The 16,571-nt window shown below is 55.4% G+C and carries 11 protein-coding genes and 1 pseudogene; 9 read left to right on the top strand and 3 right to left on the bottom strand.

The features are described 5' to 3' along the window. A pseudogene (locus tag VAE57_RS05510) lies at positions 1 to 446 on the top strand (hypothetical protein); the annotation flags it as partial. A 923-nt stretch (positions 447 to 1,369) separates the two neighbouring features. On the opposite strand, the gene VAE57_RS05505 reads toward VAE57_RS05510, so the two are convergent. The 3 genes from VAE57_RS05505 to VAE57_RS05495 form a co-directional block, all read right to left on the bottom strand. Beyond that, positions 1,370 to 2,554 carry a Xaa-Pro peptidase family protein gene (locus VAE57_RS05505; protein WP_322820891.1) on the bottom strand — a complete coding sequence of 395 codons (1,185 nt, stop codon included), beginning with the start codon at positions 2,552 to 2,554 and terminating at the stop codon, positions 1,370 to 1,372. A 936-nt stretch (positions 2,555 to 3,490) separates the two neighbouring features. Beyond that, positions 3,491 to 3,760 (bottom strand): hypothetical protein, encoded by a 270-nt coding sequence (locus VAE57_RS05500; RefSeq protein WP_322820890.1) that lies wholly within the window; start codon positions 3,758 to 3,760, stop codon positions 3,491 to 3,493. 26 nt (positions 3,761 to 3,786) lie between these two features. Next, complete coding sequence (locus VAE57_RS05495) at positions 3,787 to 6,135, bottom strand: DNA translocase FtsK (protein ID WP_322820889.1); 2,349 nt, start codon at positions 6,133 to 6,135, stop codon at positions 3,787 to 3,789. 1,306 nt (positions 6,136 to 7,441) lie between these two features. Here VAE57_RS05495 and greA point away from each other — a divergent pair. From greA to VAE57_RS05455, 8 genes are all read left to right on the top strand, one after another. After that, a complete protein-coding gene (gene greA / locus VAE57_RS05490; protein WP_322815198.1) occupies positions 7,442 to 7,915 on the top strand; it encodes a transcription elongation factor GreA in 474 nt (157 codons plus the stop codon). 199 nt (positions 7,916 to 8,114) lie between these two features. Beyond that, on the top strand, positions 8,115 to 9,590 hold the full coding sequence (gene lysS, locus VAE57_RS05485) for a lysine--tRNA ligase (protein WP_322820888.1): 1,476 nt from the start codon (positions 8,115 to 8,117) through the stop codon (positions 9,588 to 9,590). A 40-nt stretch (positions 9,591 to 9,630) separates the two neighbouring features. Continuing rightward, positions 9,631 to 9,846 carry a hypothetical protein gene (locus VAE57_RS05480; protein ID WP_012257110.1) on the top strand — a complete coding sequence of 72 codons (216 nt, stop codon included), beginning with the start codon at positions 9,631 to 9,633 and terminating at the stop codon, positions 9,844 to 9,846. 15 nt (positions 9,847 to 9,861) lie between these two features. After that, on the top strand, positions 9,862 to 10,278 hold the full coding sequence (locus VAE57_RS05475; protein ID WP_322820887.1) for a type II toxin-antitoxin system death-on-curing family toxin: 417 nt from the start codon (positions 9,862 to 9,864) through the stop codon (positions 10,276 to 10,278). Then, positions 10,275 to 11,258, top strand: coding sequence for an NAD-dependent epimerase/dehydratase family protein (locus tag VAE57_RS05470; protein WP_322820886.1), 984 nt, complete (start codon positions 10,275 to 10,277; stop codon positions 11,256 to 11,258). The genes VAE57_RS05475 and VAE57_RS05470 overlap by 4 nt, the downstream gene beginning before the upstream one ends. Next, the gene (locus VAE57_RS05465) at positions 11,239 to 12,513 is read left to right on the top strand and encodes a lysophospholipid acyltransferase family protein (protein WP_322820885.1); all 1,275 of its coding nucleotides are present in this window, start codon (positions 11,239 to 11,241) and stop codon (positions 12,511 to 12,513) included. The genes VAE57_RS05470 and VAE57_RS05465 overlap by 20 nt, the downstream gene beginning before the upstream one ends. A 1,471-nt stretch (positions 12,514 to 13,984) precedes the next feature. Then, the gene (locus VAE57_RS05460; RefSeq protein WP_322820884.1) at positions 13,985 to 15,283 is read left to right on the top strand and encodes a PQQ-dependent sugar dehydrogenase; all 1,299 of its coding nucleotides are present in this window, start codon (positions 13,985 to 13,987) and stop codon (positions 15,281 to 15,283) included. A 389-nt stretch (positions 15,284 to 15,672) separates the two neighbouring features. Further along, a complete protein-coding gene (locus tag VAE57_RS05455) occupies positions 15,673 to 16,323 on the top strand; it encodes a Crp/Fnr family transcriptional regulator (protein ID WP_322820883.1) in 651 nt (216 codons plus the stop codon). The last annotated feature ends 248 nt before the right edge of the window (positions 16,324 to 16,571 follow it).

The raw sequence follows: 16,571 nt of genomic DNA, 5'->3' as shown, positions 1-16,571 counted from the left end.
TGTGTTACCGCAGCTCACCTACCTGCCGACCTAACGGTTTTGAAGCTGCCAAAGCTGATGCAGTCGTTCGTCTCTACACTCGCATCATGGCTGCCGATGTCTTGATGGCGCACTGGTATACACTCAACGGCCCTGGCTGGCAAGAGAGCGGTTTACTCGACAAGGATCAGCAACCATTACCGGCCTTCCGTGCCTTTCAGTTCTTGCGCCAGCGCCTTGGCGAAGCACGTTACCTGCGTGCTGTAGAGATCCCTGGCCTGGAGGGTTATTACTTTCGCACAGCCGACGGTGAGGTTCTGGTCGTCTGGAGTGTTGATGGCAACGAGCGAACATGGACTGTACCTGCAGGAACACGCGCTATCTATGATGCGACGGGTACGGCTCTGCCGATTACCTCAACGCTGACCCTTACGCTCTCACCGCGTATTGTGGTGGTGGGATCATAAGAAACTAGAACTTCATTCACCCAAGTTGCCACCTATCCTGAGAGCCGGCCATGTGAGGTTGACTGCCAGGAGACCTGCACGATGCTGCGCACACCATCGTGTGCCGTACCTGTATGAACGATGTGGGTAGCAGCCAGTTCCTATAGACGTAATCCGTCACGCACGCCTCAAGCTGGCAACTCGGGTTATGCCCATCCTCTGTGTTCTCTGTGTCTCTGTGGTGACATATGGTAGTAACTTGGGTTAATTTCATAAAAGCTGTGCTGTCATGCCACCAGATTGTCGCACAGGTGCCTGAACACTTGCCAATCACCAACGAACGATAGTATGTCTTGCTCACGGCACGCCGATTTGGAAGCAAATAGTGCTGACGACCAGCTCCATTGCCATCAATCACTAGATTGGTTGTCTTGTCCGCTCATCAGGCGCGTGTCGCACCGTTTGGAGTGCGGCAGCCATGCTGCCGCAGCAGCCGTGCTCACAATCCGGCGTATGGCATGCCGCTTACTCCGCTGGTCACGGGTATGCTGGGTATGCTCGTCACGATCTCGGAGTCTGTCAGTACTAAAACAGGAATAAGGCATGCTCACCCCTTCTGCCTGCGGTCAGCCTGGCGATAATATCAAATCTGAAAAAACAATCCCTGGCATGTGATTCAAGTCATGCCCTTTCACCGGCCCCTCATTCGCCGCATCCCTTAGCAATGTGAACGGACACGTGCACCGTTCGTAGGGGCGGGTTCTGAACCCGCCCCTACACGCTATCCGCGATCATTCAGATGATGCCCACGGATCGTTACAGAGGAGACGGATAGTGACGGTTCAATGAATGAATATCTGGTGACAGGCATTGATGCACGGTATCACGCAAGATTTGATATAACGCATCTCTCTAACCGCGCAGCACTGCAAGATGGCGACAACTCACCGAATTAACCACAATTCTTCTTGCGGTTGACCGATCCACTCACAGCCATCCGCTGTCACCAGAATCTCTTCCTCAAGCGAGATATAGCCGAAGCGCGTCCGTATACCCAGTTCCAGCGTCAAAACCATCCCGGCATCGATAGTACCATACGGCCTGTCACCATAGCGCTCCCAGCGTGGGTAGAAGCCAACACCACCGTCATGCACTGATCGGCCAACCTGATGGCCGAGCGCATGGGGATATTCGGGATAACCAGCGGCAGTAATGGTCTGGCGCGCAATCGCATCGATCTCCCAACCGACCACGCCGGGCCGTACCGCAGCGGCAGCCGCACGAATCGCAGCCTTTACTGCATTAAACGCATGCTGTGCCTCTGCTGGTGGCTCGTGTTCATCCGGGCGCAGACAGTACCAGACGCGCTGGTGATCAGAGCAGTAGTCGTTCAGTTTAACCCCAAAATCCATGTGAAACACCTCCCCAGGCCGAACAATTTCAGCCGAGGGACCAACATGCCCCCACGGGGAATTGGGGCCGGCGTTGAGACCAGGGCAATGGGCGAGGTCCCAGGCCGTGATAGCGCCGGCAGCCTGAGTTTGCGCGTGGGTAAAAGCGGCAACCTCGTATTCGCTGACACCGGGACGCAGAAAATCACCAACTGCGGCAAAAATGCGCATACTGAGATCAGCCGCAGCACGCAAGCGATCTACTTCCTGGGGCGTTTTGCGGCTGCGCAATGCGGTAACAAACTGCTCGGCTGACACGAGCCGTTCCCGGTAGGGTGTATCGGCGAGATAATCGCACAGATTGAGGTACATCCCATACGTTAGTCCATCAGCACTGACATCACTCCGACTGATGTTAATCCCGATCCGCTGTGGATTATATGTGGATAACAGGCGTACCAGTTCAGGGCCGATGCTCTGGGTGTAGGTACGTACTTCATCAAATAAACCGGTGTGGCGTACCGCTTCATCATCACCCAATCCGGTTAGTGCCAGTGCCCGGCCCTGACGGGTGATCACAATTGCGGTTGGCCATGTGAGGGAAAAATGACCGAGCAGTTTCAGTGCAGGATCGGTATGTTCGGCGGTCTCGCGGACAACGATCAGCCAGAGATCAAGGTCATACGCAGCCAGCAGATCTTGTGCCTGATGTAACTTTTCGTGATAGAGGTCCATCATACAGCGCTCCATTTCTCACACCGGTGTAGCGACACCAGGTGTTGCACCAAATCTTACTCAGCCATGGGCATTGTTCGAGTGTGATCCTCGTGTTAAAGCGTTACCAGAGTATGCCATCGATGAGGCACTGGTGGGTCATTATCGACGTGGCGGTAGGGGCACGGCATGCCGTGCCCCTACTGACTGGTGTCCAGTAGTGCATCGTTCAGGTGCAGCATCGGGGTAACAACTGGCTGGTGTGTCATAACCTCTATCCTACCAGTTTTGATATTATCTCCTCCCCCCCTACAGAGAACGAACCACCAGGCGATTCTTCAGGTGTAAGTAGAACTTATTTCAAAAAACATCTACTCGAAGCTATCTCAATTCATTACTGACATACTCATGATCGTGACGAGTACCCATAGCATCGTCGTGACCAGCAGCGTCAACGACGTGCCACGCGCCGGATCGTGAGTGTGGCTGATGCGGCAGCATGGCTGTCGCACTCCAAACGACGTGACACGCGTATATCGAGCGGGTAAGACAAACGATCCGGCGGGAGATTTGCACCGTAGATGGTCGCCAGCGCTACTCGCTTCCATACCGGCATGCCGTGAGCGGGATAGGCTGTCATTGGCAATTGGCAAATGTTCATGCGCCTGGGCGACTGTATGGTAGCACAACGGCACAACTTTTATGAAATAAGTTCTAGTAATGCTTCCACATCCATGTCGAGAGCACGCTACCGAATGATTCACCCTATGCCAGGCATGTGGAATACACTAACCCATCGGTCACGCTCAACAGCGTATGGTTACAGTCGTGACCCGGTAGCAACTCCATGGCACAAAAACAATACCCTGGAGTGAAGTAGCAATGAAGTATTCGGCAGGCTCATCTCTTGGTCAGATACCACACTGGTTGCCGGTGCCCACGTTATCGGATACCAGGTGCTTACCGCCACAGATTGTTCCAGAGATCCTGCAACGTGCTCTGCACACCGGCGATGGTCTGGCGAATAGGATCGGGTGAGAGGCGGGCATCGAGACGGGTGCGGGCATCTTCAATCACCTCGGTCAGCATCTGATGGGACTCTTCGGCGTGTAACCGGGTGAGTAATTCAGCGTATGCATCGAGCAACTGCTCCCGGTCGGCTTTGGGCGTCTCTTCCAGCAGGTTTGCCAGAATCCGCCGGGTCTTCGTGTAGAAATCCTCGATTGCCATAGCATTGTTCCTTTGGTGTTGTACTGTTACGACGTTGCTGAACCGTTACGCTTGAGTACTTCTCGTGAACGTCCCCCCTCGGCTGGGCCGACATACCCCTGCTGTTCGAGCAGTTCGATCAATTGCTGGGCTTTTGAATAACCGATGCGCAACCGACGTTGCAACAGGGAAGCCGAGGCGCGCTGGTGTTGACCCACAAGCGCAATCGCCTGCGGTAACAACTCGTCCTGTTCGGCGGGAGAAAGAAACTCGGCTGGTGGTCGGAATGGCTCAGCATCGGAGGCTCCTTCCGCTGCCTTACCTTCACCGGTGGCCGTATTCAGCTGGGCCGCGGTCGCCTCGGTCGGTGGCGCGGCATGACGCCAGAACTCGACGATCCGTTCGACTTCACGGTCGGCGACGTAGGTGCCTTGAATCCGGATCAGTTTAGCCGAATCGGCGGCCATATACAGCATGTCACCCCGGCCAAGCAGATGTTCAGCACCTGGCACGTCGAGGATCACCCGGCTATCAACCTGCGACGTGACGGCAAAGGCAATTCGTGACGGAAAGTTGGCCTTGATCAAACCGGTAATCACATCAACCGAAGGGCGCTGCGTCGCAATAATCAGGTGAATCCCGGTTGCGCGGGCCATCTGAGCCAGGCGACAGATGTACGTCTCGACTTCATCGGCTGCCATCATCATCAGGTCGGCCAGCTCATCGATCACTATCACGATATAGGGCATCGGTTCCAGATCGGCCCGTTTACGCGCCAGTTGGCGGTAGCTGTCGATGTTACGACAACCATTACGGGCGAAGATCTTGTACCGACGTTCCATCTCGCGGGTTGCCCACTTCAGGGTTGGCACCACCCGCTCTACTTCGGTAACGACCGGCGAGAGCAAATGGGGGATATGGTTGTAAACAATCATCTCGACCATCTTGGGGTCGATCAGAATGAGCTTGAGTTCATCAGGCGTATGCTTTAAGAGCAGACCACAGAGAAACGCATTAATCGCCACCGACTTCCCCGAACCGGTTGCACCGGCCACCAGCAGGTGGGGCATTTTGGTTAGATCGGCAATCACTGGCGTACCGCTTACATCTTTACCCAGCGGCAATTTCAGACGCCCACGGAACGTTTCAAACTCCTCGCTGTCGAGCACCTCGCGCAGTGACACCATAGCAATTGCGCTGTTGGGAATCTCGATCCCAACCACATTCTTGCCCGGAATCGGCGCTTCAATTCGTATCGATTGGGCTGCCAGCGCCAGTGCCAGGTCGCGTTCGAGCGTCGTAATCTTGGCGACTTTCACCCCTACTGCCGGTTGCAGCTCAAACTGGGTTACCGCCGGGCCGGTATTCACCCCCACGACACGGGCTTCGACCTTAAAACTGGCCAGGGTCTCCTCAATCACCCGTGCCTTGAGTCGGCGTTCTTCATCGGTAATCCCGCCTTCAACCGTGCGTTCTAGCAGCAGATCGAGGGAAGGCAGTGGCCAGGCCCGGCGTACCGGCGAAATCTCAAAGCCATCAAGTGGTTCCTGTACCACCTCTTGTACCGGTTCGGGCTTCACCGGTGTAACCGGCTTTGCCGATACCACTGGCTCTCTGGCTGGCGGAGGTAGCTCAGGCGTAGGGCGTTGGAAGAGGCTGGCCCGGGTAGGACGGGCCGCGATTGGGGTTGGCACAATATCATCATTATCACCCTGGGGAGGTAGGGAAAATACTAGATCGGCGCCACTGCGCGGCAGCGTTGCCGGTGATGATTGCGAGCGTCGTGGCGCACTCCACAACACCTGCCAGAACGCGATAGTACGTTCGATCAGGCCCATCACCAGCTCGCGTACCGTAAGGTTGAACGTGAGCAGCAGGCCGGCCAGACCGAGCGCCATAATCACCAGCACCGCTGCAATCTGCCCAATCGCCATCTGAAGCAGTTCAAGCAGCCAGTAACCAATCCAGCCCCCACCCTCATTCATTCGATCAGCGATGAGAATCGAATGTACCGGCACTTCAAGCAGACCCAACATGGCCAGTAATATCATTCCGGTACCCAGGACATTGGCACCGCTCAGACTGGCATCGTGCATACGCTCTTGCCAGAGAATCGCCAGCCCGCTCATGAAGAGCGTGAGCGGAACAAAGAAGACGCCGGCCCCAAACAGCGCACGCACGGTGTTGAGATAGAGGATTCCCAGACCGCCAGCTTCGCCGGTAAAAACAAAGATAATAGTCAGGACAGCAACCAGCATCAGCCCCAACGCGAACAGTTCACGTTGGTGTTCGGGTCGCAAGACGATCCGCCAGCCCCCTTTCGCGCTGCTTTTGCCGCGCTTCTGACTGCTCGCTCGTCGTGATCCTGTTGATTTATTACCACTGCGTGAAGCCATGGCTCTTGCTTGTAGTGCATCAAATATATGAAAATATATGCGATATGATTATAGCATATTTGTGCGAGAAAGCTATGGTCTGGGAGACTTAATCAACCCAAGTTTCCCCTACGCTGTGAGCAGGCCACGGAGGCTGACTAGAACTCATTTCATAAAAGCTGTGCTATCGTGCTCCCAGACTGTCGCACAATCGCATGAACCCTTGCCAATCACAACGACACCCTCTCCGGCTCCTGGCCTGTTGGCAGAGCGCAGAGCCGGTCGTGCCATCACAAGCTGGATGGGTTGCCTTGCCCGCTCGTTATGCGCGTGGCGCAGGGTCTTGGCGTGCGGCAGCCATGCTGCCGCAGCCGCCATGCTCTTGATCCGGTACGTGGTACGCCGTTGACCCTGCTGGTCACGGGAGGCTATGTGTTGGTAGATGTTTTTGGAAATAGGTTCTAATCACACTGAGTCAGCCCGAAGTCATTAGGTTATGGGCCAGATCAGGGCGAGCAAAGAGTACAGGAACAGAACATACGCTGCTCTTATTCAGACAGAACAAAGCATGACGTTACATCAAATAATACAGTTCATCACTGTTGATGTTTCTCATGGCTGTTCATCCCAGTGATGGTAGTTGGCTCTTCCAAAGGGGTGGATTTCCAACCTACACACCTATACGCTGTCAAGGGACGAACGCGGAAGGAAGCTGATGGGCAGGCTGGCCGCCCAGACTCCGATCCGGGTTACCGCTCATGTGCAGGTGTTCATTACGGATGGTCGAGTCTGATGGACGTGCTCTGTACGTGTGTTATCGCCGCGAGTCGCGGGAAAATTGCTGTAACCCACGTCTGATCAAGAGTTCGGCTGGCGCGGCAGTATGGCTGCCGCACTCCAAACTCTGCGCCACGGACAATCCTGTCCGGCAACGGTATCTGCTCTGAAACGAGATCCCACTGCGTCCGTGACGGAAACGCTGGTTCTGCGCTTCTGCGCTCACGGGTGGTGCCAGGGTCATGGTCGGATCACGGGTTTTAAACGCTCTTACACCAGATTTGATACTATGAGTATAGCGAGATGGGAGAGCGGTGATCTAGCGGCGTGATGAGCTGATTGCCAACCTGTCTCCGCAGGGAGTTACCGGTCTGCAATTGTGCCCCTCTTTACAAATTGCGGCTGACCTCATATAATTGTGGCAAGGTATGCGGTGGGTTACACCGCCTGCCTGACTTCAACTGAGAGATGTGCTCTCAGTTATTCTTTTTATATTGAGGGATTTCCGACCGTCCGATTGGGCGGTGCGGGCAGCGTAGAGGCAGTAGTGATGACAGAGAAGCCGACGTATCTGACTCGCGAAGGTCGTGCCCGTTTGGAGGCAGAGCTTGAGTATCTTACCACAGTTGAGCGCAAGCAGATCGCCGAACGGATCGCAGCGGCCAAAGAATTGGGCGATATTTCCGAGAGCGGTGAATATGAGGATGCCAAAAAGGCTCAGGCGCTCCTTGAAGGTCGTATTCGCGAGCTGAAGCACTTGCTCTCACGCGCTGAAGTTATTGATGAGGATCAGGCCAGCAATGGCGAAGTACGAGTTGGTTCATCTGTGACCGTGCGTTTTGAAGACGATGGCTCAGAAGAGACCTGGACGATTGTTGGTAGTGCGGAAGCCAATCCACGCCAGGGCCGTATCTCAAATGAGTCGCCGCTCGGTGCTGCACTGCTCGGTAAGCGTGCACGTAACAAAGTAACCGTTCACACGCCTTCCGGCGTCATGAAATTAACCATTCTCAAAGTGCGTTAGTAATGAACGATTGTGGACGGATGAACCACACTTTGTCAGCAACAACTGTCTGGTAGTTGCTGCTTGCTAGGTGCTGATTGTCGTTTGGAGAGGGCGTCGGGAAGCCGATGCCCTGTTGTCTTTTTTTCGGTATAATGGGAAGAGCTGTGCCAGTGCTTAACAGATATTCTCTGGCTTGATACTATCGTGAAAACATGCTATGGAATTGAATGATTTACAGGCCCAACGTGCGGCAAAGCTGGCCGAATTGCGTGCTGCCGGCCTCGATCCATACCCACCTCGCTGCTACCGCAGCCATACCATTGCCGAGGCCCTGGCTGCGTTTGATGATCTGGCTGCTCAGTCCACTACACTGACCCTGACCGGACGCATCATCGGCGCTCGCCGTATTATGGGCAAGATCGCGTTTGCTCATATTGAAGATGGCACGGGCGAGATTCAGCTCTGGCTCAGCCGGGCCGATCTCGGTGATGAATGGTTCGAGCGTTTTCGCGATCAACTCGACACCTTCGATATTGTCCAGGCGAGTGGTGTATTACGTTGCACCAAAACTGGTGAACGCTCGCTCTTTGTGCGTGAGCTGGCAATACTGGCCAAGGCGATTAATCCGCCCCCTGAAAAATGGGCCGGTCTGCAAGATGTCGAAGAGCGCCATCGCCAGCGCTATCTTGACCTGATCGTTAATCGTGACCGCCGCGAGATTTTTCGGGCCCGTGCCCGTATCATTAGCACGATGCGGCGCGTCCTGGATGAACGGGGTTTTCTCGAAGTTGAGACACCGGTGTTGCAACCACTCTACGGTGGTGCTGCCGCACGTCCTTTTATCACCTATCACAATGCACTGGGCCAGAATCTCTATCTACGGATTGCCACCGAACTCTACCTCAAACGCCTGATTGTCGGCGGCTTCCCCGGTGTGTACGAAATCGGGAAGAACTTTCGCAATGAAGGGGTTGATCGCTCACACAATCCAGAGTTCACCATGATGGAATGTTATCAGGCGTATGCTGATTATCACGCCATGATGACTCTGGTGGAAGAGATGCTGAGCGAGATTTGTCTGGCTGTCCACGGCACCACAACGATCACCTATCAGGGTCGCGAACTTGATTTTCGTCCACCCTGGCCGCGCATTGCGATGGCTACAGCGATTGCCGACCGCACCGGTATCGACATTACCCAGATCACCGATCTGGCTGCCTTGCAGGAAGCTATCAGTGCACGTGGATTGCGGGTTGAACGCAAGGCATCGTGGGCCAAGCAGGTTGACGAACTCTTCTCGGAGTTTGTACAACCTTATCTGTTCCAGCCAACCTTCATCATCGATTATCCAGTGGCGATGTCGCCGCTGGCGAAGCGGATTCCCGACCGGCCTGATTTTACCGAGCGCTTCGAGGCCTTTATCGCCGGTATGGAGATTGGCAATGCCTTCACCGAGTTGAATGATCCGTTTGACCAGGAAGAACGCTTCCGTGAACAGTTGTGCGCCTTCGCCGCCGGTGATGAAGAGGCGCACCAGATGGACGAAGATTTTATCAATGCGCTACGTTACGGTATGCCACCGACCGGTGGTCTCGGTGTAGGTATCGACCGCCTGGTGATGGTCTTGACCGATCAGTCCAACATTCGCGAAGTTATCCTCTTCCCGCATTTGCGGGAACGGTCTGATGAGTAGCGAGCGGTGCAGGCAATCTGTCGCCGGAAAGGAGGAGCGTATGCCCCGCTCATTTACGGTTGAGCGTGAGAGTTTGCCTGCGGTTGTGCAACGCTGGATCGAAGCGATTGGTCTCGGCGAAGAAGAGCTGGTTGAGCTGGTCTTCACCGAACGAGAACTGCTCATTCGCCGGCCTATGAGTCCCCATCTGCGGGCATGGGCTGAAGCAATGTGTGATCAGTATGATCGGGCGTTTCGGCAGATTGTCGGGATATAGACGCGAGATGGTGTGATGTTTGACGAGGAAGCAACCAACATCGTCTATCTCTCAATGGATGATGTGCTTGATCTGCATACCCTGGTCATTGAGCGCTACGGTGGACTGCTCGGTATTAAAAGCCAGGATCGGTTGCAGATGGTCTTGCAGGCACCACGTCAAATCCTCTTTGAAACCGAGCTGTATCCCGATCTGTGCAGTAAAGCCGCTGTCTTCACCTTTTTGCTCGTGAAGCATCATCCCTTCAACTCGGCTAACGAGGCGACTGCATTTGCCTGCCTGCTCCGCTTTCTTGCAATCAATGGCGCCTGTTTACGACCGGAAGTTGGACCTGATGAAATTGCCTGGGTGTTTCGGGCGTTGAGCCACGGTGATATGGATCGGGAAGAGCTTGAGCGCTGGTTGCGCGAGAATGTAGGAATATTGCCATGAAGCGGGTGCTTATCAACGGCGCAAAAGGAATGTTAAGTGCGCAGGTCGCACAGGTGTTGAGCCAGCATCACGATGTTATTGTCCTGGGACAACGACCACCGACAGCTCCTATCGGCAAAGCTGACTGGCTGGTAGCCCGACTTGATCGTCATCAGTTGCTTGAGTTATTGCGCCATGAACAGATAGACACCGTCGTTCACTGCGATTTGTTGGGGTTCGATGAATCGCTACCTGACCACGAAACGACGGTTCAGCACAATGTCATCGGCACGATGGAGTTGCTCGGTGCCTGTCGGGCTGCTGGCATACGCCATGTTGTGTTACGCAGTTATGGCTGGATCTATGGCGCCAGTCCGTTGAATCCTTTGTTGATCAGCGAGGATCGTCCGATCAAGACGCAGCATAGTCGGGGCCTCCTGCGTACTTTGGGTGAAGTTGAGCAGGTGGTGGCCGATTTTGCTGCTCGCCACCCTCAAATCACAGTGACGGTGTTGCGCTATGCACCGCTGCTTGACCAGGATAGCCCGTTGATGCGTTATCTGCGCACACCAGCCCCCCAGATGTTGTTTGGCTTCGACCCAATGATCCAGTTGCTCCACATCACCGATGCTGCTCAGGCGGTGTTGGCGGCTGTGCAGCAAACCATTGGCGGTGCTTTCAATCTCGCTCCAGCGCAATCGATGCCGCTGAGCCAGGTCATTCGCCGGCTGGGACATCAGCCGGTACCGGTATTAGGGCCTCTCTTCGACAATCAGCCGCCGGCAGGATGGCCCTTTGATGTTGATTTCTTGCGCTACCGTTGTACTATCGATCCTGAGCGTGCCTGTCGCTTGCTGGGATGGTCGGCCCATTACGATATGGTAACGGCACTCGACACATTGAAGCCGTTGTCGCCAGAAGAGGAGCGTGCTACGGCTGCCCGCGCCCTCAATGAATTTTTCAATCGCAGGAGAATGCACGATGAACGACGAGCCGGTTGATCCACTGACCAGTGATACAGAGGTTCAGCATCCCCGGCGACGCCGGACAAAAGCGGTGACCATTGAGACGACCTCAGAGACGCCGCCAACCGCCGATCCCGTCGATGGAGCTGTCGCTCCAACCCCAGCCCACGATTCGCCGCAACCTTCACCATCGTTATTGAGCTGGGACGAGCCGTCGGTATCCGGTCGTCCGGCAGAACAGCTCTTTGAAGTAGAGATCGATATTCGCCAGCAGAGCGAACAACAGCCTGCTCCCCAGGCTGCGCTCGGTCAGTTCGCTGCCGGTGTCATTCGGTTCATTGGTGAAAATCTTCAACGCATGACCAACGAGCAGGTCGAGCGCATTAATAGTATGCTGCAAGGGGTTGATTTGCGTGACTATCTCGATCCTGACTTTTGGAAAGGGGTCGGGATGATCTTGCAGTATCAGATTAATGAACAGGTTTCATTTATTCAACGCCGCCTCCGTGGTGAATACAGTACCGATCCGTTTGGGATGGATCGTGAGATTATCGAGATCGCCCGTCCATTCCTCTCGTTTATGTATAGTACGTGGTGGCGAGTGACAGCCACCGGTCTTGAACATGTCCCTGCCAGTGGACGGGCTTTGCTGGTGGCAAATCACAGTGGCGTGCTACCGTGGGACGGAGCGATGATTGCTACGGCCGTCTTCAATGAACACCCGGCCCAGAATGAACGGATTGTGCGTTCGCTCCATTTACACTGGTTCAGTACTTTACCGATCATCGCCCCAACTCTGGCTGCACTGGGGCAGGTGCCCGGTATTCCGGAAAATGCGATTCGGTTGCTCGAACAGGACGAGCTGGTATGTGTCTTTCCTGAAGGTTTGAAAGGGGTTGGTAAACTCTTCAAGGATCGCTACAAGCTGGCACGTTTTGGCCGCGGTGGGTTTGTCCAGGCTGCCTTACGAACACGTTCGCCGATTATACCGGTGGCTGTGGTAGGGGCCGAAGAGATTTATCCGATGCTGGCGAATGCTGAGGGTATTGCCAAATTGTTTGGTTTTCCCTACTTTCCGCTTACACCCTTCTTCCCCTGGTTGGGTCTGCTTGGTGTCATTCCACTGCCGACACGCTGGAGTATTACGTTCTGTCCACCGATTGCCACCGACGAGTACGACACCGATGCGGCTGATGATCCAATCACCGTGCTGGCGCTGTCCGAGCGTGTGCGCGAGACGATCCAGGAAGTTATTAACCAGAAGCTGGCTGAACGCACGTCGGTGTTTTAGCGGTAGGGATGCACGGCGATGCGGCTTAAGTGGAAGCTATTTAATCACGTGCTGGATCGGGTACCGTACCCGCGCAATAGTCTGCTTGTTGCGTTGTTTAGAGTGCGGAAGCCACGTTTCCGCACTCATCGTTTTACCTGCCGGTCAGGTCTTGCACCGGTCAATCTGTTGATCACGGATACGATGTGCGACCCTTCATCTGGTGATACCACCTCTTCCTCAACGATGTGCATCATTCCGGCGTCATCACCGTGCTGGAGTGTCGAAGGCTCGCCTCTTCCTGGTCGCTCTGTCCGCCTTTGCACATGAAGGCTATGCATTACCCACATATCACGCTGCGTTAAGCTGGGCTGCAAGCACTCCCCGTGGCGCGGGCTTCCAGCCCGCGTGCTGGCATCCCCGCCACCATCGTCAGATGCTGGTCGTGGCTGCTGGTGCGCAGGTGGGAATCTAGTGCAACAAGACGTCTACGCTCGGGTAGCTTGTTCATTCCTGACTGACTCGATGATCGTCACGAACACATCCGGCATCCCCGTGACCAGGAGAGTGAACGGTGGACCACGCGCCGGATTGTGAGCATGGCTGGTGCGCCAGCATGGCTGCCGCACTCCATACGACGAGCGGGTGTATGGCTGGCGCGTGAGGGAATGGTACCAGCACCGTGCGCGCCGGAGGCGCACGCTCCCAGCTCCCGGATGGGGAGCACGCCCATCTCCACCCCCACGCTCCTCTCCTGCAAAGTTACGCATTACTCACATGTCGCGCTGCGTTAGGCCGGTCTGCAAGTGCTCCCCGTGGCGCAGGCTTCCAGCCTGCGTGGAGGCATTCCTCTCCAGCGCCGTCAGGTGCTGACTGTGGCCGTTGGTGCGCAGGCACGAACCTGGTGCAACAACACCTCTACGTGCAGGTATCGCATACATGCCTGACCGACTCGAGGATCGGCACGAGCACTTTCAGCTCCTCGTGACCAGAATGGGGAACGGTATGCCACGCGCCGGATCGTGAGCACGGCTGGCGCGGCAGCATGGCTGCCGCACTCCAAACCGTGCGACACGCGGACACGCGCATGACGAGCGGGTAAGGCAATCCATCCAGCACGTGCCGGCACAGCTTGAGCGGCGCTCTGCCACCGGGTCAGTCGCTCAAGCCAGCATCCGTAGCGATCATACCCGCTGATACGCACGTGGTTGACACCAGTTATGGGTAATGCATAGCACATGAAAGGGCGGGTTCCAAACCCGTTCCTACGGAACCCGCCCCTACGGACGATGATGTGCCCGTTCACATTGCCATTCGGGGGATGCGGCGACAGGTATGTCTTGAATCGCGGGCAATACATTAGACTGTATCAGGTTTGATATAACTCTGTCCCCTTCAGCAATGAATCTCTCTGAGAATACACTCGACATTCATGACGCCAGGTGTGGTATGAATCCTGTAGGATAACGTTCTATGACTGGATGGGAAATCGATGCCTCGTATCTTGATGATCTTGATGGGTATTCTCTGGATGACGGCGTGTTCCAGTATCCCGGAACGTGTTGCTGACGATTCGCCTGTACCGCCTGCTGCACCAATCGTGACGCCGGCTACCACCGCGTCTCCTCTCCCGGAGCCATTAGCCACACCACCCGCCACTACGCTACCGGCAACGTCTGCACCGACGCCTGCGCCAGCAGCACCGGCTGTCGCGGTTGATCCCACCACGTTCAGCTATGCCCTTGAACAGGTTGCTGATGGTTTTTCACGACCGACCCATATCACGCATGCCGGTGATGGCAGTGGTCGCCTCTTCGTGGTCGAACAGGAAGGTCGCATCTGGGTCTTACGGAACGGTGCGCGGGGGTCAACGCCATTTCTCGATATTCGCGGCCAGGTTGGTTCACGTGGCAATGAGCAAGGTTTGCTGAGTGTCGCGTTTCACCCACAATTTGCCAGTAACGGACGTTTCTTTGTGAACTACACCAACACCAACGGTGACACGGTTGTCGCCGAGTATCGCGCCGATCCAGGCTCGGATCAGGCCGATCCGGCCAGTGCCCGTGAGCTGTTGCGAATTGATCAGCCCGCAGCTAACCATAATGGCGGGTTGCTGCTATTTGGCAATGACGGCTATCTCTACATCGGTACCGGTGATGGTGGTGGTGCCGGCGATCCACTCGATGCCGGACAACGGCTGGATACGCTACTCGGTAAACTACTACGGATCGACATTGATAACGGTCAGCCGTATACAATCCCAGTCGATAATCCCTTCGTGAATACAGCCGGTGCATTGCCAGAGATTTGGGCCTACGGTTTACGCAATCCCTGGCGCTTCACCTTCGATCCGGTTACGAACCTGATCTTCATTGCGGATGTCGGCCAGAATGAACAAGAAGAGGTCAATGTTGCATCCGCAGCCACGGGCGGCCTCAACTACGGCTGGCGCCTGATGGAAGGCGACCGCTGTTACCGACCGGAAAGCTGCAATCCAACCGGCCTGGTCTTACCGGTCGCGGTGTATCCACACGATAGCGCGATTGGTGGTTGTTCGGTCACCGGTGGTGATGTGTATCGCGGGGTGCAGCAACCGGCATTACACGGTGTTTACTTCTACGCTGATTACTGCACCGGTAATCTGTGGGCGCTGTGGGCAAATGGAGACACCTGGCAACATGCGCTGATTGCCCGGCTACCGATCCAAACCACGTCGTTCGGTCTGGACGAGCAAGGGGAGATGTATCTGCTCGATCGGGCAGGTGGGGTGTATCGACTGGTGATGAGATGAGGCGATCCTGGATGGCAATAGGGCGCTCAAGGAATTATCACGAGGATCAGGGATAATACCTATCGCTACCGGAACAACATATCAGCTTTGGTATGGTGAAGGGGTTGCCTGGTATTGTCTGCACTACCTGGCATACACGAGGTAGGCGACAGGCTGGTCACCCCTTTAGCTTTGCCAATGAAGACATGCTCCTCAACAGACGAGACGCCTGGCTTCTCTGGGTTCTGGTCTCTGCGCAGTCAGAACCGAACAGATCATCGTTGATGAACACATCACAACATCCCTACCACTCCATCGTAACTTACTCACGTACAAAACTCTCTATAATGAATAGCAACAGCGGCACTGTGCCTGCTGTGCGGTATGTGATACACATTGTGAGCAGCGCAATGACGATTGAAGACCTGCGCACTATTCCGTTATTTGCCACGCTCGATGAGGCAACCCTGGCCGATACTGCCCGTCGTGTGCAGATATGTCATTATCGCCCCGGTCAGCATATCATTTATGAAGATCAGCCTGCATACGCGATCTTCTTTGTTGTACGCGGTCGGGTCAGACTGTCACGCACGGCACCTGATGGTCGCGCACAGGTGTTGGCAATGGTTGGGCCGGGAGAATATTTTAACGCTGTGCCGATCTTCGACGCCGGGTTAAGTCCGGCAACTGCTCGTGCGATGAGTCAGGTCACGTGTTTACTGCTGGCACGCGATGATCTGCTGGCGCTCATTCGGAAACACCCCGATCTGGCGCTGGCAGCACTCTCTGATCTGGCCGGTCAGTTGCGCGAGCTAGTTACCCTGGTTGAGGATTTGGCCTTTCGTTCGGTACGTGCCCGCCTGGCTCGTCTGTTGCTGTCCGAGGCAGCCGAAGGCACTGCTGAAGTCACACAGCAGGAACTGGCCGAACGTACCGGTACCGTGCGCGAGATTGCCGGACGGGCACTACGGCGGATGGCTGAAGAACGCCTGGTCAAGTTAGAGCGTGGCCGGGTGGTTGTGCTGGATCGAGTGCGCCTGGCGAGGGTGGCTGAAGAGTAGGAAGAAGCTATCTCGGAGCAGTGAAGTGTAGTAACAAGCCTCTTCCTCTGCTCTTATGGTGATGAACAGGTATGGTGCAGCGGCGATGCTTCTACATTCCGGGTGTGGTATGCGGCATAGATGCGGTCGGTGAACTAGTAGCGCATGCTATTTCTGATCATGGGATGGGTTCTGATCCGGTACCAGTCTGGCGTTCTAAAACACTGCACGCTGTGCCATAATGGCCAGTGCGCAGTGTTGCAGAGAGA

This window comes from Chloroflexus sp., assembly GCF_034434295.1.
Lineage (GTDB): Bacteria > Chloroflexota > Chloroflexia > Chloroflexales > Chloroflexaceae > Chloroflexus.
This window is presented reverse-complemented; position numbering and strand designations above follow the sequence as displayed.